The following is a 22,824-nucleotide window of genomic DNA, read 5'->3' as shown; positions in this document are numbered from 1 at the left end:
GGTTTTACACCGGTTACCGAGAAGTTTCAGGTTCGTGTTGACCCTCTGACCGGAAGGACAGGGCATTTTTCGCACTTTGGCGCTGTGAGGCAGCAAAAACTTCCGCTGGAAGACTATTTGAAACCTGAGGTAAAAGGGTTTTGTCCCTTTTGTAAAGAAAACCGGGAAAAAACTACCCCGAAATTTTTAAAAGAAATTTTGCCTGAAGGAAGGGTGACAAGAAACGAGGCAACCCTTATACCGAATCTGTTTCCCTATGATATGTATAGCGGGATAATGATAATGACCGATGACCATGTAGTTCCGCTGGAACAGTTAGATGAAAAAAGGTTGATTGATGCGTTTACCCTTGGTATCGACTTTTTGAGGAGGATAAAATCGATCAATCCGGGGCTCCCTTATCACGTGATGAGCTGGAATTATATGCCTCCTTCAGGTGGAGGGCTGGTTCACCCTCATCAGCAGTACTTCGCAACAGAATATCCTGGAAACCAGTTTATGGATGAGATTAAAGCTTCAGGACAATTCCATGAAACGCATACGATAAACTACTGGTCAGAGCTTATAAAGGAAGAACAAACGGAAGATAAGCGTTATATCGGCCGTATAGGCAGCTCTCACTGGATAACGTCATTTGTATCGCTTGGAATACTCGGTGAGATTATGTGTATTTTTCCTGATGTTTTTGCCCTCGACGATTTCACGGATGTGCATATATATGAGCTTGTATCCGGGGTGCTGAGGATTTTTAAGTACTATCAATCAACGGGGATTTTCAGTTTTAATGCATCACTCTTTTTTGGACCGGAAAGCCAGAGATACTTTTCATGCCATTTCAGGATAATACCGAGGACGTTCCTTAATATGAGGGACTTTGCCCCTGACCTGAACTTTTTCCAGGCCCTTCTTTCCGAGCCGATAAGCGTTATGCTGCCTGAAAAATTGTGCGAGGATGTGGGAAGGTTTTTCCATGCACCGGATGCTTGAGCCTGATTTGCAATTTTGCAAAATGTTTGACTTTGCTCCCCTTCAATTATACTATTAGGCACATCCTGCCATGATAACACAGATAAAAAAGACATTTTTTACAGGCCTCTTTGTCCTCATCCCTATCCTGGTAACAATATATATTATCTATATTGTTGTATCATTTGCTGATACGGCCATTTCGCCGATCATGAAAAACATAACTTTGAATATAACCGGAAAAGAGCTTTATATCCCCGGAGCAGGTCTCGTCCTGTTCATCATTATTACTTATTTGACGGGCGTAGCGGCATCGAACTTTATCGGGAAAAGACTTCTTTTGTTTGGCGAGAAGATGTTGAAGAAGATTCCTTTTGTAAAAGGTATATACAGTTCCGTTAAAGATATGATGGATGCCTTTTCATCTGATAAGATGAAGTCTTTCAAAGAGGTTGTCCTTGTGGAATTTCCCTTTAAAGGACGCTATGCCATAGGGTTCATCACGAACCGCATACAGAACAGCGAAAAGGGCATGTTTTGTTCTGTTTTTATTCCTACAACGCCCAATCCCACATCGGGTTACCTCATTATGATACCTGAAGGAGAGGTAATATTTCTGGATATACCTATTGATGATGCCATTAAATACGTCGTTTCTCTCGGTACGTTAAAGGTTGAGCTTGAATGGAAAGAGAAAAACTCCTCCACATTCTGACAAGTCTGAAAAGATTTTCCCTTAAAGGGCTGATCGTTGTCACATTTTCCAGCATAGTCTGTTTTATGTTTTTCAAAAGCATTTTAAACCTGCTTTTGAAGACTGTTCATATAAAGGTTTATTATTTTACCTTTCCGGAGGTCTTCTTTTCATCTGTTGAGCTTGCGATCTATGGGGGCGTCTTCTTTTCACTGCCCGTACTGATTATTCTCGTGTGGCACGAATTTAAAGGTTTTGTTAAGCTAAAAGCATCAGAGGGGTGGCTTTTTGTTGTTTTCTCGATAGTACTTTTTTATACGGGGAGCCTTTTCTGCTATTTCATAGTGTTACAATCAGGCGTAACATTCCTCCTTGGTTATGAGGGGGATGTCCTGAAGGCGATGATATCCGTTGAACAGTTTATAAAATTCTCTTCGGCCATGATTTTTGCCTTCGGCATGACCTTTGAAGTGCCTGTTATTCTCATTGCTCTCAATAAAATGGGCATTGTAAAGGCAAGGACCCTGACAAAAACGAGGAGGTTTGCAATACTGTTTATCACCATTGCATCAGCGATCATAACCCCCACACCGGATGTGTATAATATGATGCTCCTTGCTGTCCCGACTTATATTCTGTATGAAATAAGTATCATCATTATGAAGATAGGAGAGAAGAAGAGGGAAAATGTTTATTGACCATGGGGCATTAATGTATATAGAATTGTGGAATTTTGAATTGAGGGATTGAGGGATTATGGAAGCTTATATAGCTAAATATGGATACATAGGAATTTTTGTCGGTACCTTCCTGGAGGGTGAAACAACAGTTCTCCTGGGTGGGATTTTTTCTAAACTGGGGTATATGAACATTGAAAAGGTAATTTTGTGGGCTTTTCTGGGGACTTTTGCCGGCGATTGCACTTTTTTTTCAATTGGAAGGATATTCGGGAAAAATATTATAGAAAAGTATGAATTTTTAAGGAGCAAGGTCCCTCTGGCAAACAAAATAATCAAAAAGTATGGACATTTTATCATATTTATTATCAGATTTCTTGTAGGTATAAGGGCAATAGTCCTCTTATTGCTGGGTTGCACGAATATCAAATTGAGCAAGTTTCTCTTGTTTAATATGGTAAACTCGGCACTATGGAGTATTCTGGTATCTGTAACAGGATATGTCTTTGGAAAAGTTGTGTACGTATTTGTAAGCGATATCAAAAAGTACGAAGAATACATCATTCCAGCCGTACTCATTGGCGTTATGGTTCTTATAGTAATATACAGGCATATTGTGAAAGAGAAGGAGAAGTCATATGGAGATCAATGAAAAGGTTGTCAGAGATTTAAAAAGGAAGTTTGACATTGAGATGGATAAGAGGGAAGCCGAGATTGTTGAACACTGGAAAAAGGAACTCGAATTAATATACAAAAAGAGGTACGAAAATCTCAGCTCAATGCAAATAGACATAAAAAATCTCATGAATCGCATGAATAACAGGGTAACTATGGTGAGCCGGATGGTGAAGGAAGGGATATGAAAAAATCAGGGGCCAAGGGGCCAAGGGGCCAAGGGGCCGGAAAATCAGGGGCCAAGGGGTTAATTAAAAACCCTCGAACCCTTGAACCCTCGAACCCTCGAACCCTTGAATACTTCAAGTGCCTGATAATTGTAATATTACTCTTTATCTTTGCCTTGCCGGCAGAAGCTCAGGTGACTCAAAAAAAGAGCGTACCTTTAGAAAAAAAGGTTTCGGATCTGGAAGCGGAGGTGACGAGACTTAAAAGAGAAATTGAGATTTATAATTTGGATGGTTTGCCCGATGCACTCGTGCTCTGTGACAAAAAAATACCCCTGCTCAGGGATGACATAAGGGAAAGATTCGAACGGGAATTTTTTCAATTCCTCGAGAATAAAGGATTGCTGACGATCATCATTAAGAGGTATTTTAAATATTCAAACATGATAAACGAAGAAACGCAGAAGATGGGTCTCCCGTCGGACCTCATATACCTGGTGATCACAGAAAGTTATTTAAACCCAAGGTCGCTCTCCAAGGCAAATGCGGCAGGCATGTGGCAGTTTATAAAGGAGACAGGGAAACGGGAAGGCTTATATATAAACGACAACATCGATGAGCGGTACAATATGAAGAAGGCAACGAAATCAGCTTTGACCCACCTGAAAAGGCTTCACGGGGAGTTTGGTGACTGGCTGATTGCCATGGCAGCCTACAATGCAGGTGCAGGAAGGCTGAGGGAAGCCATTGAAAACCAGGGGACACGGGATTTCTTTGAGCTTTACCTTCCGGAAGAAACGGAAAGATACATATTCAGAATCTTATCTCTTAAAGAGATTGTATTAAACAAAGAAAGATATGGGCTGAATCTGAGTGGGAAGGATTTATACAAGCCCATTCTTATCCACGAAGTATTGCTGGAAACGGACAGGGAAATCCACACTTCAATACTCGCCAAATGCATGGATGTACCTTATAAGATATTCAGAGACTACAACCTACACATTAGAAAATACAGACTGCCGAAAGGGGTTTATAGCATCAATGTCCCCAATGAGAAACAGGAGACATTTCTCAAAAAACTCAAGAATTACCCATATATCAGCGTTAATCGTTAAAAATAGAGCAATCTATACTTTTTTATATTGACAAGTAATGGCTCTATAACATCAATGTCCCCTGTGAGAAACAGGAGACATTTCTCAAAAAACTCAATAATTACGAGTAAATCAGCGTTAATCGTGAAAAAAAGAACAATCTATGCTTTTTTATATTGACAAGTATTAGTCAAATATAGAAATATGTATTACTCATTATGATGAACACACTTGAAGATTTTTATCCTGTGCTTATTTTTTCAGTGGTGGCTGTTGTGTTCACCCTCTCGCCGGTTGTGATTTCATATCTGATCGCACCCCGCACCACTGGTAAAAACACCTTTGCCACCTATGAATGCGGCATACCGCCTTTCGGCAGCGCATGGACACGCCATACCGTCGTATATTACGTTTATGCGCTTATATTCATAGCTTTTGATGTGGATATACTCTATCTGTTTCCTGTGGCATTAAGCTATACAAGGGGCGGGAAGATGTACGAGTTCTACTCCCTGTTGATTTTTGTCCTTATACTTGCCTTCGCAATCGTCTATGCGTGGGGAAAGGGGGTCTTTACCTGGAAACGAAAGCTCCTATAATACAACTTGCCATTGCTGACAAGTTTCTCAATCTCGCAAGGGCAAACTCTATCTGGCCTATGACCTTCGGCCTTGCCTGCTGCGCCATTGAGATGATGGCAGCCGCCATGGCGCGTTTCGATATTGCGCGCTTCGGTGCAGAGGTATTCAGACCGAGCCCCAGACAGGCGGATCTGATGATTGTGAACGGGACGGTGACAAAAAAGATGGCGCCTACAGTAGTTACCCTTTACGAGCAGATGCCGTCGCCCAAATGGGTAATAGCAATGGGCAATTGTGCCATATCAGGCGGTCCCTTTGCATTTGAAGGCCAGTACAACATTATCGAAGGTGTTGATAAACTCATACCCGTTGATGTTTATATACCCGGATGCCCTCCGAGGCCGGAAGGACTGCTCGAGGGGCTTATGAAACTCGAAGAAAAAATTACGGGAACAAGACGCTTCCCGAAACCGGAACCGAAATGGTAAAAAGGATTTTCGAAGACATTAAAAACACCTTGAAAGATGTTGACGCATATGAAATTTCATATGCTGAAAGAGGTTATCATCTATCAGTAGATGCAGTAAAAGGCAGCCTTGTATCTATTGTAGAGTTTTTCGAAAGAAAGGGCTTCTATCTTGAAGATATGTGCTGTGTGGATTATGTGGATTACCTTGAGCTTGTCTATTTTTTCAATCACCATAATTCATTATGCCGCATTAAAACAACATTAAAAGTCGAGCCTGACAATCCTGCAGCGCCGACAATATCCCATATCTACACAATGGCCCGCTGGTACGAGCGGGAGATGCATGAATTTTTCGGCGTGCTGTTTGAGGGACATCCGGGGCTGTCATATCTGTTTCTCCATGATGGTATAGACCATTATCCCCTTCGCAAGAATACGGTGCCCGTAACAGAAAATGATAAGCGACTGCTTAGCCCGTTCGCTCCAGACGAACAGGATGACGGATTTTTTATAAACCTTGGCCCGCAGCATCCGAGCACGCATGGAGTATTGCGGATTATCGTCAAAATGGACGGTGAATACATCATCAGTGCTGAACCTGTGCTGGGCTATCTCCACAGGATGCATGAAAAGATGGCTGAGAACAGAAGCTATCTGCAGTTTCTACCCAACCCGCCAAGGATGGATTATCTCGGTGCGCTCAATTTCAATCTCGGTTATGTGACAACCGTTGAAAAACTTTGCAACATCGAAGTGCCGGAGCGAGCTCAGTATATACGGACCATTACCGCTGAATTGAACAGGATTTCAAGCCATCTCCTCTGGGTCGGCGCATTCGTCGCAGACCTGGGCGGACTGACGCCCTTTCTTTATACCTTTCAAGACAGAGAACACATCCTCGACATACTTGAGGCTGTGGCCGGTTCGAGGCTCACATATTGTTATTTTCGTTTTGGAGGGCTTTACAACGATATCGACGACACATTTATCGGTGCCGTAAGACAGTTCATAAAGCATTTGCGGGGTCGTTTCGGGATGTATGAAAAACTTGTCACAGGCAACGTAATCTTTGTTAACAGGGTTAAAGGCATAGGTATTCTCGAACAAAGCGAGGTGCCTAAATACGGATGTTCCGGGCCGATCATCAGGAGTACAGGCATTCCCTTCGACATGAGGAAGGTCGAACCCTATGCGGCGTATGACAGGGTCGGTTTTGAGATTCCAACCGGCAAAACCGGTGATAACATGGACCGCTATATGGTCCGCATAAAAGAGATGGAAATAAGCCTGAATATTATTGAAGAGGCCATTGAAAAGCTCCCGTCAGGACCGTTTAAGGCAGAGAAGGTGCCGAAGAAGCTGAAACCGCCCAAGGGCGATATATATCACACTGTGGAATCTCCGCGGGGCGAGCTTGGTGTCTATATTGTGAGCGATGAGAGCGATAAGCCATACAGAATGAGATGGAGGGTGCCTTCATTCTCGAACCTGATGACATTTCCGGAGCTTGCTCAGGGCACACTCATTGCCGATGCAATTGCAACCCTCGGAAGCTATGATCTTGTGATTCCGGAGATAGACAGGTGAAAAGGACAGAAGTTGGGAAGACAGGAAGTTGGGAAGGTGGGAAGATAAAAAGGCAATTAAGAATTAAGAATGATGAATTATGAATTTTAAAAGGGAGCAAGGCTGATAACTGACAGCTTAAAGCTTAAACATGAATGAATTAAACAATATAATAAGTATCATCGGAAAAGAGACGGCAAGGACAATTATCGGTCTTGTCGGGGTGCTTATCATCGTTGTGGTCAACGCCCTGCTGCTTACATGGGTTGAGCGTAAGGTCAGCGGGCGTATGCAAAGAAGGATAGGCCCCAAAGAAGTGGGTCCTTTCGGCCTCATCCAGCCCATTGCAGACGGCCTCAAACTGCTCGGCAAGGAACTGCTCACACCGGCAAATGTAGACAGGCCGCTCTATTTTCTTGCCCCAATCTTGATATTTGTCCCTGTACTTGTATCTTTTGTAGTGATTCCCTTTGATTCATATCTCCAGGTGAAGGATATCAATGTCGGAATCCTTGTCATCCTTGCCTTTTCTTCCCTTTCAGTGCTTTCCATACTGATCGCAGGCTGGGGCTCAAACAATAAATATGCCCTTATAGGCGCCATACGGAGTGTTGCCCAGAATATTGCTTACGAGATCCCGCTGCTCCTTTCACTGCTTGCAGTTGTTTTTATGGTAAATTCACTTTCTCTCAAAGACATTGTTGAGGCACAAAAAAGTGTATGGTTTGTCGTATTTCAGCCTTTTGCCTTTCTCATATTTTTCATTTCATGTGTAGCAGAGACAAACAGAACACCCTTTGATTTACCGGAGGCGGAGAGCGAACTTGTTGCAGGATTTCATACAGAATACTCCGGTATGAGATTTGCCCTCTTTTTTCTTGCCGAATATACGAACATCATGATTGTAAGTGCTATTGCGACGGTGTTTTTTCTTGGCGGCTATCTCGGACCTGTGCTGCCGGGCATTGTCTGGTTTTTTATAAAAACATATCTCCTTGTCTTTGTGATTATGTGGTTTCGCTGGACATTCCCCAGGGTGCGGTTCGATCAGCTCCTGAATTTCTCCTGGAAGATACTGATACCCGTTTCTCTTGTAAATCTAATTATTACAGGAGGGATACTTAAGTTATGATGCATAAAAACAGCTATCAGCTATCAGCTATCAGCTATCAGCTAAAAATCGCGGGTAGCAATAAACCTCAAAACAGCAGCTCAGAGCTCACAGCGAGGGGTGCAAGAGAATGACCTATGTTGTGGATATTGTCAAAGGCGCTGTTTCGCTGCTTGTCGGCATGGGCGTGACCATCAGGGCATTTTTCAGTCCTGTTGTCACTGTGCAGTACCCGAGGCAGACAATAAACATTACCCCGCGTTTCAGGGGTCACACAAAGCTCGTGGCAGACGAAGAAAACCCTGAAAGGACAAAGTGCATTGTCTGCGGCATGTGTGAAAGGAATTGCCCCTCTAAATCGATCAAGAGGGTTACAGGCGAAAAAATGGAAGGCGAGAAGAAAAAGACCGCCACAGAATACATCCTTGATTTTACCACATGCAGCCAATGCGGGCTATGCGTGGAGACATGCCCTGTGGACGCCCTTGCCTTTTCGGCGGACTATAATCCTGTAGGATACAGGAGGGAAGATTTTTATTACGACCTTGTTAAGGAATTTGAAAAGAGAAAATAAATACTATTTGGTAAGGAATGTATATATTGGGAATTTCAGCTTATTATCATGATTCGGCTGCGGCAGTCTTAAAGGATGATGAGATCCTTGCTGCAGCACAGGAAGAGCGTTTTACAAGAAAGAAACACGATCCGTCTTTTCCTTCGCATGCAGTGCGGTACTGCCTTACCCAAGAGGGGATTGCCGTGGATGAACTCGATGCGGTAGTCTTTTATGATAAGCCGCTTCTTAAATTTGAGCGGTTGCTGGAAACATACTATGCCTTCGCGCCAAAAGGAATAACATCTTTTATGTCGGCAATCCCGGTATGGATCAAAGAAAAGGTGATGCTCAAAAATCTTATTAACGATGAACTTTCAGCGATAGAAGGGTTTGATAAAAATAAGTTCAGGTTATTGTTTCCGGAACATCACCTGTCTCATGCCGGAAGTGCATTTTTCCCTTCACCATTTGAGGAATCAGCAATTTTAACTATCGACGGTGTGGGAGAATGGGCAACGGCCTCTATATGCCATGGAAAAGGCAACAGTATTAAAATTCTGAAAGAACTGAAATTCCCTCACTCTGTGGGCCTTTTATACTCTGCGTTTACCTATTACCTGGGCTTTAAGGTTAATTCCGGTGAATATAAACTCATGGGGCTTGCACCTTACGGCGACCCATTTTCTGAACGTGTTGAGCGTTATATGGAAATCATCAAAGGCCGCCTTGTAGACATAAGAGATGATGGATCGATATGGCTTAACCAGGACTATTTCGATTATGCAACAGGTCTGCGGATGGCTAATGACGAGAAATGGACAGAGCTATTCGGGATTTCTCCCCGCAAACCGGAAGGTGAGCTTCTGGCGGAACACTGCGACCTGGCGCTTGCCATCCAGAGGGTGACTGAAGAAACAGTGATAAAGATGGCCGCCGAGGCGAAAAGGCTTACAGGGTCCAGACATCTCTGCCTTGCCGGCGGCGTGGCGTTAAACTGCGTTGCCAACGGGAAATTGTTAAACACAGGTTTGTTTGATGAAATATGGATTCAGCCCGCTGCAGGTGACGCAGGCGGAGCCCTCGGTGCGGCTTATTGTGCATACCATATCTATTTTGATAAGCCCCGCAATGCAAACGATAAAGACGATAAGATGAAGGGCTCATTTTTAGGGCCGCAATTTACCGACCACGATATACAGGCCATCAGAAAAAAATACAAGGGGTTTTCAGAGTACCTCGATGATGTTGATGCATTGTGTCTGAGAGTGGCAGAACTCTTGGAGGAAGGGAAGGTCATCGGATGGTTTCAGGGAAAAATGGAGTGGGGACCAAGGGCGCTGGGAAACAGGAGCATTATTGCGGATGCTCGAAAACCTGACGTCCAGAAAAAACTGAATTTGAAAATAAAATTCAGGGAAGGCTTCCGACCGTTTGCCCCCTCTGTACTGATTGAAGATTTAGGCGACTACTTTGATTTCACCAAACCCTCACCATACATGCTTCTCATTGCTGACATCAAAAAAGACAGAAGAAGGGCGCTACCTGATGGCTACCATTCATTGCCGTGGAGAGACAAACTGTACTATCTCCGCTCAGATCTCCCCGCAGTCACCCATATTGACTATTCCGCAAGGCTCCAGACGGTTCACGGGGATACGAACCCTCTTTACCGGCAGTTGATTAAAAGATTTAAAGAGAAAACCGGCTATGGAGTCATTGTGAATACAAGTTTTAATGTCAGAGGAGAGCCTATCGTGTGCACCCCGGAAGACGCATACAGGTGTTTTATGCGCACCGAAATGGATTTTCTTGTTATGGGCAACCATCTCTTTGACAAAGAGAAACAGCCGGAATGGCCGGAGAAGCTCGAGGCGAAGGATTTACATGGAATCGATTAGAGACTTGGTATACCGGCATATTTCTATTGCGGCAAAGGCAGCAAATGATGCACTGTGCGGGGGTATAGATGTCTTTTTTAAAAGATCTCTGGAACTTTTTAAAGGAAAGAAAGAAATGGTGGTTATTACCGATTATCATTCTATTGCTTTTGTTCAGCCTGCTTATTATTTTCAGCGGTTCGGCAATAGCGCCATTTATTTACACGCTGTTTTAGAATTTTAGGAATGGTAACTGCGGAGATACGGAGGTTTTGATCGGTCATGCGTAAAGAAAAGAGTCCCGAACAGAATGCATTGGAAACAATTGCCGTACTGGCTTTTGTCTCCATCGCCCTCGGTCTGTTTTTCAAACTCAACATATTGCTTTACTTAGCTTTATGCCTTCTTTTCATTGGAATTTTTTTGAGGGCGCTTTCGATCCGTATTGCCAATATATGGCTGAAGTTTTCCGGAGTTCTGGGCGGTATAAGCACACGGGTAGTGCTCTCAGTGATTTATTTTGTGTTTTTAACACCTATTGCATTTTTCTACCGTTTATTTCATGGAGATTTTTTTTCACTTAAACGTCAGGATGCCGCCGGGACAACGTACTGGTGTGCGAGAGATTATGTATATGGATCAAAGGATTTTGAAAACCCATGGTAAGGATTTTATGAGGTCATGATGAACTTTGCTGAGTCTATATTCCTTCTGGTTATGTTTGTGACGATGATGAGTGCGCTGGTAACCGTACTTTCTGGCTCGATCATATACGCTATGGTTGGTCTTGTTGCAACCATGTTCGGGATTGCAGGCCTGTATGTTTATCTTAATGCCCCGTTTCTGGCAATGATGCAGATTCTGATATATGTGGGAGCCATATCGATCCTTATCGCCTTTGCAATCATGCTTGCCGGTCCCCTTTACAAGAGGCCCAAGGAATGGACCACAATCGCAAAATTTGTTGCTTCTTTTGTGGTTTCCCTGTTTTCTTTTGCCATCCTGTTTAAGGTTATTATGCATGCACCGTGGATGGATACAAAGGCAAAGACATTCACTATTTCAACAGAAGACATAGGCAGGGCGCTCTTTGACAAGCTTACTCTCCCCTTCGAACTGATTTCTCTGCTCATCGTTGTGAGCATTGTCGGGGCAATAATGCTTGCGCTTTTTTCGAAGGGGGGGAAATGACGGGGACCCTTATGTACAACAATCTCTATATTTATCTGTTCCTTGGCCTTTTTTTGCTGTGCTGCGGTATCCTGGGTCTTCTTTACAGAAGAACCCTTATCGGCATGCTCATATCCATGGAGCTCATAATGAACGGCGCCGGCCTCAATTTTGTGGCCTTTAACAGATTTACATCTCCTGACAATGCGTACGGTTTGTCCTTTACGCTTTTTATCATGGGGATTGCCGCTGCCGAGGCAGCCATTGCATTGGCCATTATCATTTTAATCTTCAAAAAATTCAGGCACATTGAAGGCCAGGAATTAAAAGAGATGAAGGATTAGTTTATGATCATTGAAAGCGCGCGACCCCTTATTCCTATTCTTATTGTTCTGATTACCACTATCCTTATCTTCCTTTCAAGAAAAAGGCCGAATGTGAGGGAGTTCTGGTCTGTCGCCGGTTCGGTTCTCACATTTATCTCGGTGGCAAGCATGGTGCCTGATATATGGTGCGGCCAGAAGATTGTTTATACATTATCAACTATTGCACCGGGGATTTCCCTGAACTTCAGGGTGGATGGACTCTCCCTTGTTTTTGGCATCATATCCTCATTCTTATGGATATTCGCCACTTTTTACAATATCGGCTATATGCGGGCTCTGGATGAGCATGCGCAAACAAGGTATTATACCTGTTTTGCCATTGCAATACTTGGCGCACAGGGGGTTTCGTTTTCCGGAAGCCTGTTTTCGCTCTATATGTTCTACGAAATCATTACAATATTCACCTATCCTCTGGTTGCACACCATCAGGACGAGGAAGGCTATGCAGGCGCCAAGAAATACATCATCTACCTGATGGGCACATCGAAGGGATTGCTTTTGCCTGCTGTAATCCTCACGTATGTTCTTACGGGAACACTCGACTTTTCAGATGACATCGTTTCGGGTATTTTCAGAAAAGAAACGGATCGCATCTGGGTTGCAGTTACATACGGGCTCTTTATCTTTGGTTTTGCCAAGGCGGCAATAATGCCGCTCCATAACTGGCTCCCTTCGGCCATGGTGGCCCCGACACCCGTCAGCGCCTTGCTCCATGCCGTTGCCGTCGTAAAGGCAGGCGTATTCTGTATATGCAGGGTTATGCTTTCCGTTTTTGGTGTGGAGTTACTCCAGGATTCGAACCTTGGTTTGTATACCGCTTATCTTGTCTCCTTTACCATCCTTACTGCCTCTGTAATTGCCCTTACAAAGGACGATCTGAAAGCGCGACTTGCATATTCAACGGTAAGCCAGCTTTCGTATGTTATACTCGGCGTTGCCCTCCTCGATGTATCAGGCATCACGGGTGGCATTATTCACATCGCCAATCACGGTTTCAGCAAAATAACACTCTTTTTCTGCGCCGGCGCCATATATGTGGCTACCCACAAAAAGAAGATAAGCGACATGGAAGGCATAGGATATGCCATGCCCTTTACCATGGGCGCATTTGCCATAGCATCCCTGAGCATGATCGGGGTTCCCCCTGTGGCCGGGTTTGTATCGAAGTGGTATCTCCTCAATGGCGCAATGGAGATTCATAACATCCCTATCGTGATTATTCTTATGGTGAGTACAATACTGAATGCCGGATATTTTGCACCCATTACCATCAAGGCATTTTTTCAGGGGAGAAAATCCGGGTGGAGCAGAAGCGATATCAAGGAAGCGCCGGCTACGATGGTTGTCCCTATAGTTATTGCTGCAAGCATATCTGTTGCGCTGGGGTTATTCCCCGACTTTTTTGTCGGTCTTGTGGGGAGGATGCTGCCATGAAAACAGTTTCGAGTTTTGAGATTCAAGTTTTGAGTTTAATTCATAACCACATCGTTATGGAGTGTTTAGTATGAATGTATTGAAATATATTGAGCTTTTGCGAAAAAACATAGGCACGCTTAAGAAAGCGTTGATTGTCTACCTCATTGTCCTTGTGGTATTCGACGTCCTTATCCATCTTGGGAAACACGGCCATTATTTTGTGGATAATATACCGGCGTTCTGGACGATATTCGGCATCATCGGTTGCTTTTTGCTCATCAAGGTTGCAAAGGGCATAGCCCATGCATTCCTCTCAAAAGACGAGGATTTCTATGGATAGGTGGCTGCATCCTGCTGTCTTTTATTTTATAGGGAGCCTGCTCCTGCCTTTTATCAAGCACGAAAAGGCAAAGCGCTTCTTTATCCTGCTCATCCCTGTCCTCTCGATCATTGACGTTGCCCTGATGCAGGAGGGTGTTTATGGCAGCTTCCGGTTTTTAAACACAACGCTGATCTTCGGCAGGGTGGATAAGCTGTCCCTTGTCTTTGCCTGGGTTTTTGTGATTATGGCATTTCTGGGCGCCCTTTATGCACTCCATGTCAAAGAAGATGGTCACCACATTGCAGGCAGTTTTTATGTGGGCAGCTCCCTCGGTGCGATCTTCGCAGGGGATTACCTGACCTTATTCATCTTCTGGGAGATAATGGCCTTTTCCTCCGTATTCCTTATCTGGTACCGCAAAAAGCAAAAATCCACAGATGCAGGCTACCGCTACCTGCTCGTCCACGTGTTCGGCGGCCTTTTGTTTTTCACTGGCATGATGCTCTACTATTTCAAGACAGGCAATCTCTTGTTTGACAGGGTATCGCAGGGCGGTGCCGGTCTTGAAGAATACCTGATACTGGCGGGCTTTTCGCTCAATGCTGCAGTAATACCGCTGCATGCCTGGCTGCCCGACGCATATCCTGAGGCAACCGTTGAAGGCGCGGTGTTCATGTGCGCCTTTACCACAAAGACTGCGGTATATGTGCTCGCGAGGGGTTTCCCCGGTTTCGAGGTCCTTGCGATACTCGGCACTGCCATGACAGTCTATGGCGTCTTTTACGCTGTCATTGAGAACGATATGAGAAGGGTGCTCGCGTACCATATCGTCAGTCAGGTGGGCTACATGGTAGCAGGGGTAGGCATAGGCACGGAACTTGCCCTAAACGGGGCATGCGCGCACGCCTTTGCGCATATCCTGTACAAGGCTCTCCTGTTTATGGGCGCAGGCGCCGTGCTCTATATGACGGGCACAGCTAAACTGTCGAAACTTGGCGGTCTTTATAAATATATGCCGCTCACGATGATCTTCTACATTGTGGGCGCTATTTCCATCTCCGGCTTCCCGCTGTTTTCCGGTTTTGTGAGCAAATCGATGATCGTTGCCTCGGCGCATGAACAGGGCAGGATTATCTTGGTGCTGCTTATGAACCTTGCCGGCATAGGTACATTCCTGTCTGTGGGTCTGAAGGTCACATATTTTGCATTCTTCGGCAAAGAAGAAGCGCCGATAAAAGCAGCCGAACCTCCGAAAAACATGCTCTGGGCTATGGGCCTCACGTCCGCCCTATGCTTTATTATAGGCGTATATCCCAAGGCGCTTTACGACCTGCTGCCGTTCAGTGTTGAGTATCATCCCTATACTATGCCCCATCTTTCCGAGATGCTCCAGATACTCTCCTTTACCGGCCTTGTCTTCTTTCTACTTGTAAAGAAGCTGGCGCCTGAGGATAAGATGAACCTTGATGTAGACTGGTTTTACCGTAAAGGCGGGACAATTTTCATGTGGGTCGACAATAAGGCGATAAGTCCGGTGGATACATTCTGGGGTGAGCTATACAGGACATGCGGACTGCGGGCGCTTTTCAAAAATGCGGACATATCCTACGGTTTTGACAGAAAGGTAATCGACGGCGTGGTTGACGGAAGCGCCCTTGGCGTCAGGGGGTTCGGCGGGGTCGTAAAAAAATTGCAGACAGGGAAGATACAGGCGTACATGGGATTTGCCGTATTGTTCATCGTCCTGATTGTGTGGCTACTAATACGAGGTATGTGAAAGGTTTAGTATGGTTATGGAACAATATCTTTTGATGAATCAACTTAATTTTCCTATTCTTTCAGCGACCATCTTTCTCCCCTTAATCGGTGCGATCCTGGTCCTCCTCATGAATAATGAAAAAGTAATTAAAATTACTGCGTTTGCTTCAGGCATCGTTACTTTTCTCGTGTCGATTTTCCTTTACGCCAACTTCAACCCTGAAACACACCTCTTTCAGTTCGGAGAATTCATATCCTGGATACCCATCTATAATATTAATTATATCCTCGGAGTAGATGGCATCACCATCTTTCTGATACTTTTAACCACTCTCTTCACGCCCATTTGTGTGCTCTGTTCCTGGACAGCTATCAAAGACCGGGTAAAAGAGTTCATGTTCTGTATACTCGTTATGGAGACGGCAATGATCGGGGTATTCTGCTCCCTCGATTTTATCCTCTTCTATATCTTCTGGGAGGCCATGCTTATCCCCATGTACCTGCTTATTGCGGTCTGGGGAGGGCCGAAAAAGGATTATGCCTCTATTAAGTTCTTCATATACACACTTTTCGGGAGCGTTTTCCTTCTGGTTGCCATTATTGCGATTTATCTTGCAAACGGAACCTTTAATATACCTGAGGCAATGTTCAGGGATTACAGCTTTTCCTTCCAGGTCTGGGTGTTCCTTGCCTTTGCCATTGCCTTTGCCATTAAGGTACCCATGTTTCCCTTTCACACATGGTTGCCGGCTGCACACACTGAGGCTCCGACAGCAGGAAGCGTTTTCCTTGCAAGCGTGCTCTTAAAGATGGGTGCATACGGTTTTATGAGGTTTTGTCTTCCCATTGTACCCAAGGCGAGTCTCTATTTTGCACCGTATATGGTAGCGCTTTCCATAATCGGGATCATTTATGGCGGCTTTGTATGCCTGAGTCAGACCGATATGAAGAAGCTTATTGCCTATTCGAGCGTTGCCCACATGGGTTTTGTGACCCTTGGTATATTCTCTTTTACGTTATTTGGTTTTGAAGGCGCACTCCTCCAGATGCTCAACCATGGCATCACAACGGGGGCGCTCTTTCTCTGTGTCGGCATAATCTACGAGAGGACACACAGCCGTGAAATTATGGATAATGCAGGGCTTGGCAAAATAATGCCGATTTATGTAGGGTTTTTCGGATTCTTTTCCATATCCGCGTTTGCCTTTCCCGGCACGAATAATTTTGTCGGGGAAATCTATGTCCTTATCGGAACATTTGTGCAATCGAAGCTGGCAGGGTTTCTTGCCGTTGTGGGGGCGGTGCTTGCAGCAGCTTACATGCTGAGATTACTGAAACAGATTATATGGGGCAGGGAAGATCAGGGTTTTATCAAAGACATGAATGCGAGAGAGGTTGTATACCTGCTTCCCCTTATGCTCTTTGTTTTATGGGTTGGTCTTTTCCCGCGGCCTTACGTGTACGTTATGGAAAAGACGTTGACGCACCTTTTTAACCAGCTTCAAGCAATTTTGCATTAAGGAGCAAGGATGATGTTGTTACTGCCTGAATTGAGCATCTTTTTCTTTTCTGTTATCTGCCTTTTCTTTTCCGTAAGTAAAAAGAAAAGCGGCATTGTTCCGTTTGCAAAGCTATTGCCTTTTCTCGTACTTATTGTGACGGTTCTAAGCATTACAAACAACGGGGAACTTTTTTCGGGCGCATACAGGATTGACCTTTTTTCGCAGATATTCAAGATTATCATAGGCTTGGGACTCTGTCTGGTGGTGTTGATGCTCGGCAAGAATACGGAGATAGAAGAAGCGTACTTGCCGGAGTACTATATGTTCTTCGGTTTTTCGACACTTGGGCTTATGATGCTTACAAGCTCCGTGGAGCTTATTTCTATTGTCATATCTCTTGAAATCTCCTCTTACAGCTTATATGTAATCGTGCCATTGAGGAAGGGACAGACGAGGATTCAGATAGAGGCATCCATGAAGTACCTCTTTTTTGGCGCCATTTCTACCGGCATTATGATCTTCGGGATGAGTTACATCTACGGGATGACCCATTCAACATTCCTTTCTGATATTGTTGCCGTCTTTCCGCAGTTTATGACCAAACCGATAGGGATTTTGGCGCTGATTCTGACCCTCACAGGATTCTTTTTTAAACTCTCCCTTTTTCCGTTTCACTTTTGGGCTCCTGATATATATGAGGGCGCATCGAACAGCACGACAACGTTCATTGCCACTATCCCGAAGGTTGCAGCCACAGCCCTGTTGATAAGGATTACAATGCTTGCATCGCCGGGGCCGGTTCAATTCGTCAATATATTGATGGTCCTCGCCGCCTTCTCCATGACCTTAGGAAATCTTGTCGGTCTTGTTCAGAAGGATATAAAGAGGCTTCTTGCCTATTCGGGGATCGCCCATGCAGGTTACCTCATGCTGGGTATATTGTCGCTGAGCAAGGAAGGAAGTGCATCTGCAATGTTCTACATCACGATATACGTGTTCATGAATCTTGCATGCTTTTATGTGCTTATACTGCTCTCGCAAAAAGGCGAGAATGTTACCGTTAACGACCTTGCAGGGCTTTCAAGGAGGTCGCCTCTTCTTGCGCTTCTATTGGCTGTTGCTGCATTTTCCCTTGCAGGTATCCCGCCCACAGGTGGTTTTACCGGTAAGTTTTTTCTTTTGACCAGCGCCTTCAGGTCTGGCCACCTTACTATCGTCATTATAGGTGCGGTAAATACTGTCATATCAATATTCTATTACCTCAACCTTGTCCGCATGGGTTACTCAAAAGAGGCCGCAACAACAGTGCCGATTAACCTTTCCCTGTCTGAAAAGATGCTCTGCTATCTCCTCATGTTCGTTATCCTCTATATGGGTATCATGCCCTTTGGCCTGCTCGAACTCTTCAAAATCGCACTATAGCCAGAGCTCAATAATCTCGCCATCAATTGCTAACCAAATTGCCTGATAGCGGTCCGACCCCAATTATTTATTATTAATGATTGGCTGCATCCTATTATACAATAATGTCATTTTTGATGACCGGCCGCACGCCTCTTTGCCGGAATGATTTCGATCAATAACCTTAGAGCCTTATTGACCGCATCCGAAGTGGGGAAGTACTTTCTTACATCCGGTTCCAGCATAATCGCTCCGTCTTTGAGCTTGAAGTGCTGAACCGAATCGGTACCATCTTCTTTGTGAATTACGACAGTATGTCCCTCGCGATATGCCTCATAGTACTTGCCCCGTTCTGCTCCTTTCATGGTGGAAAAATCGTATTCCGGTCTCATGTCTTCTATCGTTGTTGGCTCTCCGGTCTCAGCCTTCTTCATAATGTCTCCTTTCGCGTGCCTTTGCTTTACGGCAACTAATTATACGTATTTTACCATGTCTTTCCGTATGAATCAAAACCAAAACCCGATCACTAAAGGACAGACCGATGTTGACATAACGCTCCTCCGTCTCAGAACTGTCAATGTCTGGAAAGGTAAGCAGAAAAGGGTCATTGAAGATCGTTTTGCCTTCGTCAAAGCCCACTTTATGTTTCTTAAGGTTTTCTCCTGCTTTGACTTCATCCCATTCAAATTCCATTTATAAAGTTTACAACAAAAGTATTCAAAATAACATCATATTTTGGCTTGCTCTAAGATTGGTGTCATACCAACTTGCCATCAATTGCTAACCGAATTGCCTGATAGCGGGAGCACACATACCCTCGCACTTCCGCACTCTCCCGACCCCGGTCGTTCCGTGAGTCATGCTCAGGGAAGGCACTCCCGTTTTACTTTACTGAATGACGGCGAATTGGTATTAGATATAATGTAGTTTTATAAAACCATATAAGAACTTACTCTTGCAATCTTTATGAATTACCCATTGTCTGTTGATCTTCCTATCGGCCACGAATGTAGCGAGTTGGCTGCATGGTCTCGTTATGTGGAAAGAGTTGTTTCTGTAATAAAAAGCCTCACTTCCTTTTTATCCAAAAATAAAGAATAATTCCACCAATTGCCATGCCAATAAAGCCTTCGAGGCCAAACTCGAAAATAACTCCAGTCAAGAACAAAAAACTGGCAGTGAACCACATTAACGCCTGCAGAATCACAATCAGCCGACCCCATAACGGATTAGGGGTCGACCATATTTTTTTTAGCCCAATAAATGCCGGGAAAGCAAACATAAAAGCAATGTAAAAGAATATGGGGGATGCTATGGTAACGATATTATATCGCCAATCTTCATTCTTAATATTCTTTTACATAACGACAAGTTGAGCCGGAGCGTTAGCGATCGGCTCCAGCCGATGGTTAGGTTACTTAAAGAAAACCGATCCTTGAACTTGTACGCGGTCCGTCAAGAGGGTTAAACGACAAATGTTTTATCATTTCATCAACTAATGTATTTGCAAATATTTTAATATCTTGTTCCCATTTGGAATCTGGCCTTCCTGACGTTTTATCAAAAAAAGAAAACTGGGGAGCTTTATTTATAAACCTAACTGCGACAGGCATATAATGAGTAGTTTTAGGAAATGCATTGGGTGCTGGTTCAAATGTAATTGCAATGCCAAATATCAATTCTCCCATATCTGTGAGCGATTTTGATGTAAGTCCCAGACCAGATACTGGCTGTGGTTTCTCGCTTATGTCATGTAGCTCGACATATGAACGCTTAGGACCATTTTCTGGACTTGTCCATTCTTTTAATGTCGGTTGAAGAATTTCCCAAACCTCATTTCGAAGAGTAGCAGCTTGTTTGTTGAGATTGTCAAACCATATTTTATATTGTTGACGTTGAGTGTTCCAAAGATCATTAAGCTCCGAAAGATTCACAATTTTATCCTCCTTTTCTGATTCTAACAAAGAATTGAGCCAGAGCGTTAGCGATTGGCTCAAATGACTTGTTATAGGATTTATTAATGTTTAGAAATCTTAAGAATCTCATAAATAAGTTCAAGAAGCCTCTGACGATTAGATTCAATGCCTATAGCCATAACTGTAAACTCATAGGTTTCACAATATTTTTGACAATCTTTGTATTCCTGCCATTTTTCGTTGAATCTTCGAAGTCTATTGCCTTTCAACCTATCTTGCATCTTGAGCATAATAGTATTTTGGCTATCGAACGTGTTTTTGAAATTTATGAAGTCTTCCTGTTTGAAAGTACCAGTTTCTTTAGTCAAAATCTTAATTGCAGGGATAAAAGTATCGTGAAAAGCATTGTAGACATCTTCATGCCGTTCTCCCCTGTATTTGCGTCTACCGAAATAGTAAGCCAGGATAGCAGCGAGAATGATGAGAACAACGGCGGATATTTCAACCTTACCAAAAGTGATATAGGGGAGATTCTTTTGGGTGGTTTTTTGGGTCTGGCTATTTACTGTATTGTCCATGTCTTTATGTCGTTCTTTTGTAACCTATAACAAAAAGTTGAGCCGGAGCGTTAGCGATCGGCTCCAACGCCTCGTTCGGTGCCTTTGTGGTCTTCCCATGTTTTAACCAGAAAAGTTGCCATGGCCCCCGCCAGGTTGACGGCCAGTTCAGCCTCGGCCCTGGTCGGTACAGCCCCACCAGGTTCCTTTGAATGTGCGTCACCCAAATGATTCCGCAGAAATGCAATGCCGGTAACAACAGCCTGACAGCTGCCCAGTATTCGCTTAAGGTTCTTATCGATGTGCTGGCTTGGCGAGATATTCAAGCGTTCAGCAACCAAGTGGTAAAGCGAAATGATATCCTGGTTAGGAGGGTATTGCACCGACAGAGCATTCAGAATGTGCTTGCAGACGGCCTCCACCAAGGTTTTTGCTGACGTGATGGCACCGTCAGGGTCAGTGGCTCTACGGGAAAGGGCTTTGTTCCAGGCAGAACGTATGTGTTCAGAATCAAGGTTTTGGAGGGTATACTCGATTTCAGAATCTGATGGAGAAGGAATGGTGCCAACCTTCGCTACCCAAATTATGTCTCGGATGTAGCAATGCTGCGCCTCGGCGACTGTCCTAACGGCCTTTTCCACAAGATCAGAGTGTTCATGTAGTTCTTCAGAAAGCCTATCGAGGATACGTCTTGGAGCCTGAATGTCGAGGCCAACAATATCAATATCGGGACCGCCGCTAATGGCGAATCCAGAATCAATGTAGTAGTAGTTGAAGTCACATTGGGCGAGAAGATCGGCCGCGGCCCATTCTTCGCCTTCTTGTAACCAATGAATTACGTCTTGGGTGTCCATATGCTCCTATACCTTTATACACCGAACACCACGGTCACCTGCGCGGCGGACGGAGCGTGGGATACCACAAAACCTTAACGAATTCAGCCTGATATCTTCCGCGTCAGGTGCACCTACTCGTTAGCCACTTTTCTTTGACGGTGGCGGTGGCGGTGGAGGAGGTGGAGGCTTAACGCTGGGTGGCGGTGGATTGTAATTCCGCCCTCCGTTTATCCTGGTTGGCGGTGGGGTTGGCGGTGGCGGGTTAGAACTTTTCTTGCTCATGCTTTTCCTCCCAAGTTTTTTTCATGAATTCGACCCATTTCACTTGCTTAGCATCTACAAGCACATTCTCCACACCGGTGATTGGGATTTCCTTACCCTCTTCATCCAGCCATGACGCTTCTGTAATCAGGAAATGTCCATTCCCCGGTTCGCTTGGCCACTCAATAGGCCAGCCATAAAGTCGCCTTTCGTCTTCAAAGTGGAGGACGACATAAGTCACGTTCTTCAAGAAGGCGCCGAACCATTCCGAGGCATAAGATGTTTCTTTGGTGATCCCCAATTTACGAACAAGCGCGTGAAATTTGTCGTTGTTGGCAAAATAGGAGAAAACGAGACCAAATGCGATTGCACAGCCAACTGACCATATAAGGCGTGAAGCTTCATTCCAAGCGCCGAGAGCATAGAAACGACCAACCCATACGAGAGAAGCTTTCACAAGAAAGATTATGGCTTGAATAATGACGGTGAATATTAGGGCTTGGACGACTCGTTCAAATTGTGAAGGCTTGGGATAAGATGTAAAGGCGTAGAACACCCATGCGGAAATAAATCCCGGAAGGAGGAACTGAAGTAGTGAAATAAGATCCTTACTTATCGCTTCCATTTTCTGTGGCTAACAATTAATATACGGACATAGTATTTTTCCGTTTCTTTAATATTATACTCTCGCCTATCAAAAAAACAATAGCAAAACTTATTAAATATATTGAGAAAATTATCTGAGTAATCAGTGATTGTCTGGCAATATTAGGTTTAAATGACCATCGTTTTTTATGGTATTCTGTCCACAATTACCAGTTGTATTATTAGTTAATAGAAAAGGGTAACACGTTGCGTCTTTC

At 44.3% G+C, this 22,824-nt stretch carries 27 protein-coding genes and 1 pseudogene; 22 read left to right on the top strand and 6 right to left on the bottom strand.

Annotation, left to right across the window (positions count from 1 at the left end; all coding sequences use genetic code 11):
* From NTX75_13185 to NTX75_13080, 22 genes and pseudogenes are all read left to right on the top strand, one after another.
* The coding region (locus NTX75_13185) for a hypothetical protein (GenBank protein ID MCX5817168.1) at positions 1-987 on the top strand (987 nt) is incomplete at its 5' end.
* A gap of 70 nt (positions 988-1,057) precedes the next feature.
* Entirely contained in the window at positions 1,058-1,681 is a 624-nt protein-coding gene (locus tag NTX75_13180; protein ID MCX5817167.1) for a DUF502 domain-containing protein, read from the top strand.
* Positions 1,651-2,358, top strand: a complete 708-nt coding sequence (locus NTX75_13175) for a twin-arginine translocase subunit TatC (protein MCX5817166.1) — start codon at positions 1,651-1,653, stop codon at positions 2,356-2,358. The genes NTX75_13180 and NTX75_13175 overlap by 31 nt, the downstream gene beginning before the upstream one ends.
* A 58-nt stretch (positions 2,359-2,416) precedes the next feature.
* Positions 2,417-2,989: a DedA family protein gene (locus tag NTX75_13170; GenBank protein MCX5817165.1), complete on the top strand. Its 573-nt coding sequence runs from the start codon at positions 2,417-2,419 to the stop codon at positions 2,987-2,989.
* Positions 2,976-3,200 carry a hypothetical protein gene (locus NTX75_13165; protein ID MCX5817164.1) on the top strand — a complete coding sequence of 75 codons (225 nt, stop codon included), beginning with the start codon at positions 2,976-2,978 and terminating at the stop codon, positions 3,198-3,200. Before NTX75_13170 ends, NTX75_13165 begins: the two co-directional genes overlap by 14 nt.
* Complete coding sequence (locus tag NTX75_13160) at positions 3,197-4,297, top strand: lytic transglycosylase domain-containing protein (GenBank protein ID MCX5817163.1); 1,101 nt, start codon at positions 3,197-3,199, stop codon at positions 4,295-4,297. Before NTX75_13165 ends, NTX75_13160 begins: the two co-directional genes overlap by 4 nt.
* A 197-nt stretch (positions 4,298-4,494) precedes the next feature.
* Positions 4,495-4,875 (top strand): NADH-quinone oxidoreductase subunit A, encoded by a 381-nt coding sequence (locus tag NTX75_13155; GenBank protein MCX5817162.1) that lies wholly within the window; start codon positions 4,495-4,497, stop codon positions 4,873-4,875.
* Positions 4,854-5,345, top strand: coding sequence for an NADH-quinone oxidoreductase subunit NuoB (gene nuoB, locus NTX75_13150; protein ID MCX5817161.1), 492 nt, complete (start codon positions 4,854-4,856; stop codon positions 5,343-5,345). Before NTX75_13155 ends, nuoB begins: the two co-directional genes overlap by 22 nt.
* Positions 5,339-5,752 (top strand): annotated as a pseudogene (locus tag NTX75_13145) (NADH-quinone oxidoreductase subunit C). The gene nuoB and the pseudogene NTX75_13145 overlap by 7 nt, the downstream one beginning before the upstream one ends.
* Before the next feature lie 39 nt (positions 5,753-5,791).
* Entirely contained in the window at positions 5,792-6,913 is a 1,122-nt protein-coding gene (locus NTX75_13140; GenBank protein MCX5817160.1) for an NADH-quinone oxidoreductase subunit D, read from the top strand.
* Positions 6,914-7,043: 130 nt separating this feature from the next.
* Complete coding sequence (gene nuoH, locus NTX75_13135; GenBank protein MCX5817159.1) at positions 7,044-8,024, top strand: NADH-quinone oxidoreductase subunit NuoH; 981 nt, start codon at positions 7,044-7,046, stop codon at positions 8,022-8,024.
* Positions 8,025-8,133: 109 nt separating this feature from the next.
* On the top strand, positions 8,134-8,577 hold the full coding sequence (locus NTX75_13130) for an NADH-quinone oxidoreductase subunit I (protein ID MCX5817158.1): 444 nt from the start codon (positions 8,134-8,136) through the stop codon (positions 8,575-8,577).
* 17 nt (positions 8,578-8,594) lie between these two features.
* The gene (locus NTX75_13125; protein ID MCX5817157.1) at positions 8,595-10,457 is read left to right on the top strand and encodes a carbamoyltransferase; all 1,863 of its coding nucleotides are present in this window, start codon (positions 8,595-8,597) and stop codon (positions 10,455-10,457) included.
* 68 nt (positions 10,458-10,525) lie between these two features.
* Positions 10,526-10,672 (top strand): DUF5989 family protein, encoded by a 147-nt coding sequence (locus NTX75_13120; protein MCX5817156.1) that lies wholly within the window; start codon positions 10,526-10,528, stop codon positions 10,670-10,672.
* 46 nt (positions 10,673-10,718) lie between these two features.
* Entirely contained in the window at positions 10,719-11,102 is a 384-nt protein-coding gene (locus NTX75_13115; GenBank protein MCX5817155.1) for a hypothetical protein, read from the top strand.
* 15 nt (positions 11,103-11,117) lie between these two features.
* Complete coding sequence (locus tag NTX75_13110; GenBank protein ID MCX5817154.1) at positions 11,118-11,627, top strand: NADH-quinone oxidoreductase subunit J; 510 nt, start codon at positions 11,118-11,120, stop codon at positions 11,625-11,627.
* Entirely contained in the window at positions 11,624-11,950 is a 327-nt protein-coding gene (nuoK, locus tag NTX75_13105) for an NADH-quinone oxidoreductase subunit NuoK (GenBank protein ID MCX5817153.1), read from the top strand. The genes NTX75_13110 and nuoK overlap by 4 nt, the downstream gene beginning before the upstream one ends.
* A 3-nt stretch (positions 11,951-11,953) precedes the next feature.
* Complete coding sequence (locus NTX75_13100) at positions 11,954-13,426, top strand: monovalent cation/H+ antiporter subunit D family protein (GenBank protein MCX5817152.1); 1,473 nt, start codon at positions 11,954-11,956, stop codon at positions 13,424-13,426.
* Between the two features lie 70 nt (positions 13,427-13,496).
* Positions 13,497-13,748 carry a hypothetical protein gene (locus NTX75_13095; GenBank protein MCX5817151.1) on the top strand — a complete coding sequence of 84 codons (252 nt, stop codon included), beginning with the start codon at positions 13,497-13,499 and terminating at the stop codon, positions 13,746-13,748.
* Positions 13,741-15,507, top strand: coding sequence for a Na(+)/H(+) antiporter subunit D (locus NTX75_13090; protein ID MCX5817150.1), 1,767 nt, complete (start codon positions 13,741-13,743; stop codon positions 15,505-15,507). Before NTX75_13095 ends, NTX75_13090 begins: the two co-directional genes overlap by 8 nt.
* Before the next feature lie 16 nt (positions 15,508-15,523).
* Positions 15,524-17,008, top strand: a complete 1,485-nt coding sequence (locus NTX75_13085; GenBank protein ID MCX5817149.1) for an NADH-quinone oxidoreductase subunit M — start codon at positions 15,524-15,526, stop codon at positions 17,006-17,008.
* A gap of 9 nt (positions 17,009-17,017) precedes the next feature.
* The gene (locus NTX75_13080) at positions 17,018-18,412 is read left to right on the top strand and encodes an NADH-quinone oxidoreductase subunit N (GenBank protein MCX5817148.1); all 1,395 of its coding nucleotides are present in this window, start codon (positions 17,018-17,020) and stop codon (positions 18,410-18,412) included.
* A 107-nt stretch (positions 18,413-18,519) separates the two neighbouring features.
* On the opposite strand, the gene NTX75_13075 is transcribed toward NTX75_13080, so the two are convergent.
* From NTX75_13075 to NTX75_13050, 6 genes are all read right to left on the bottom strand, one after another.
* Entirely contained in the window at positions 18,520-18,825 is a 306-nt protein-coding gene (locus tag NTX75_13075; protein ID MCX5817147.1) for a hypothetical protein, read from the bottom strand.
* On the bottom strand, positions 18,812-19,084 hold the full coding sequence (locus tag NTX75_13070) for a BrnT family toxin (GenBank protein ID MCX5817146.1): 273 nt from the start codon (positions 19,082-19,084) through the stop codon (positions 18,812-18,814). The genes NTX75_13075 and NTX75_13070 overlap by 14 nt, the downstream gene beginning before the upstream one ends.
* A 725-nt stretch (positions 19,085-19,809) precedes the next feature.
* Complete coding sequence (locus tag NTX75_13065) at positions 19,810-20,325, bottom strand: hypothetical protein (GenBank protein ID MCX5817145.1); 516 nt, start codon at positions 20,323-20,325, stop codon at positions 19,810-19,812.
* 83 nt (positions 20,326-20,408) lie between these two features.
* Positions 20,409-20,885, bottom strand: coding sequence for a hypothetical protein (locus NTX75_13060; GenBank protein MCX5817144.1), 477 nt, complete (start codon positions 20,883-20,885; stop codon positions 20,409-20,411).
* Positions 20,886-20,935: 50 nt separating this feature from the next.
* Positions 20,936-21,718, bottom strand: coding sequence for an abortive infection family protein (locus tag NTX75_13055; protein ID MCX5817143.1), 783 nt, complete (start codon positions 21,716-21,718; stop codon positions 20,936-20,938).
* A 244-nt stretch (positions 21,719-21,962) separates the two neighbouring features.
* Positions 21,963-22,586, bottom strand: coding sequence for a DUF6338 family protein (locus NTX75_13050; protein MCX5817142.1), 624 nt, complete (start codon positions 22,584-22,586; stop codon positions 21,963-21,965).
* Positions 22,587-22,824 lie beyond the last annotated feature (238 nt).

It is taken from the genome of Pseudomonadota bacterium (assembly GCA_026388315.1).
Classification (GTDB): Bacteria; Desulfobacterota; Syntrophorhabdia; order Syntrophorhabdales; family Syntrophorhabdaceae; genus MWEV01.
This window is presented reverse-complemented; position numbering and strand designations above follow the sequence as displayed.

Bases quoted from the DNA above. Each gene is read 5' to 3' on its own strand.
- NTX75_13180 (MCX5817167.1), top strand. From the start codon at position 1,058: ATGATAACACAGATAAAAAAGACATTTTTTACAGGCCTCTTTGTCCTC.
- NTX75_13175 (MCX5817166.1), top strand. From the start codon at position 1,651: ATGGAAAGAGAAAAACTCCTCCACATTCTGACAAGTCTGAAAAGATTT.
- NTX75_13170 (MCX5817165.1), top strand. From the start codon at position 2,417: ATGGAAGCTTATATAGCTAAATATGGATACATAGGAATTTTTGTCGGT.
- NTX75_13165 (MCX5817164.1), top strand. From the start codon at position 2,976: ATGGAGATCAATGAAAAGGTTGTCAGAGATTTAAAAAGGAAGTTTGAC.
- NTX75_13160 (MCX5817163.1), top strand. From the start codon at position 3,197: ATGAAAAAATCAGGGGCCAAGGGGCCAAGGGGCCAAGGGGCCGGAAAA.
- NTX75_13155 (MCX5817162.1), top strand. From the start codon at position 4,495: ATGATGAACACACTTGAAGATTTTTATCCTGTGCTTATTTTTTCAGTG.
- nuoH (MCX5817159.1), top strand. From the start codon at position 7,044: ATGAATGAATTAAACAATATAATAAGTATCATCGGAAAAGAGACGGCA.
- NTX75_13130 (MCX5817158.1), top strand. From the start codon at position 8,134: ATGACCTATGTTGTGGATATTGTCAAAGGCGCTGTTTCGCTGCTTGTC.
- NTX75_13125 (MCX5817157.1), top strand. From the start codon at position 8,595: ATGTATATATTGGGAATTTCAGCTTATTATCATGATTCGGCTGCGGCA.
- NTX75_13120 (MCX5817156.1), top strand. From the start codon at position 10,526: ATGTCTTTTTTAAAAGATCTCTGGAACTTTTTAAAGGAAAGAAAGAAA.
- NTX75_13115 (MCX5817155.1), top strand. From the start codon at position 10,719: ATGCGTAAAGAAAAGAGTCCCGAACAGAATGCATTGGAAACAATTGCC.
- NTX75_13110 (MCX5817154.1), top strand. From the start codon at position 11,118: ATGATGAACTTTGCTGAGTCTATATTCCTTCTGGTTATGTTTGTGACG.
- nuoK (MCX5817153.1), top strand. From the start codon at position 11,624: ATGACGGGGACCCTTATGTACAACAATCTCTATATTTATCTGTTCCTT.
- NTX75_13100 (MCX5817152.1), top strand. From the start codon at position 11,954: ATGATCATTGAAAGCGCGCGACCCCTTATTCCTATTCTTATTGTTCTG.
- NTX75_13095 (MCX5817151.1), top strand. From the start codon at position 13,497: ATGAATGTATTGAAATATATTGAGCTTTTGCGAAAAAACATAGGCACG.
- NTX75_13090 (MCX5817150.1), top strand. From the start codon at position 13,741: ATGGATAGGTGGCTGCATCCTGCTGTCTTTTATTTTATAGGGAGCCTG.
- NTX75_13085 (MCX5817149.1), top strand. From the start codon at position 15,524: ATGGAACAATATCTTTTGATGAATCAACTTAATTTTCCTATTCTTTCA.
- NTX75_13080 (MCX5817148.1), top strand. From the start codon at position 17,018: ATGATGTTGTTACTGCCTGAATTGAGCATCTTTTTCTTTTCTGTTATC.
- NTX75_13075 (MCX5817147.1), bottom strand. From the start codon at position 18,825: ATGAAGAAGGCTGAGACCGGAGAGCCAACAACGATAGAAGACATGAGA.
- NTX75_13070 (MCX5817146.1), bottom strand. From the start codon at position 19,084: ATGGAATTTGAATGGGATGAAGTCAAAGCAGGAGAAAACCTTAAGAAA.
- NTX75_13060 (MCX5817144.1), bottom strand. From the start codon at position 20,885: ATGGACAATACAGTAAATAGCCAGACCCAAAAAACCACCCAAAAGAAT.
- NTX75_13055 (MCX5817143.1), bottom strand. From the start codon at position 21,718: ATGGACACCCAAGACGTAATTCATTGGTTACAAGAAGGCGAAGAATGG.
- NTX75_13050 (MCX5817142.1), bottom strand. From the start codon at position 22,586: ATGGAAGCGATAAGTAAGGATCTTATTTCACTACTTCAGTTCCTCCTT.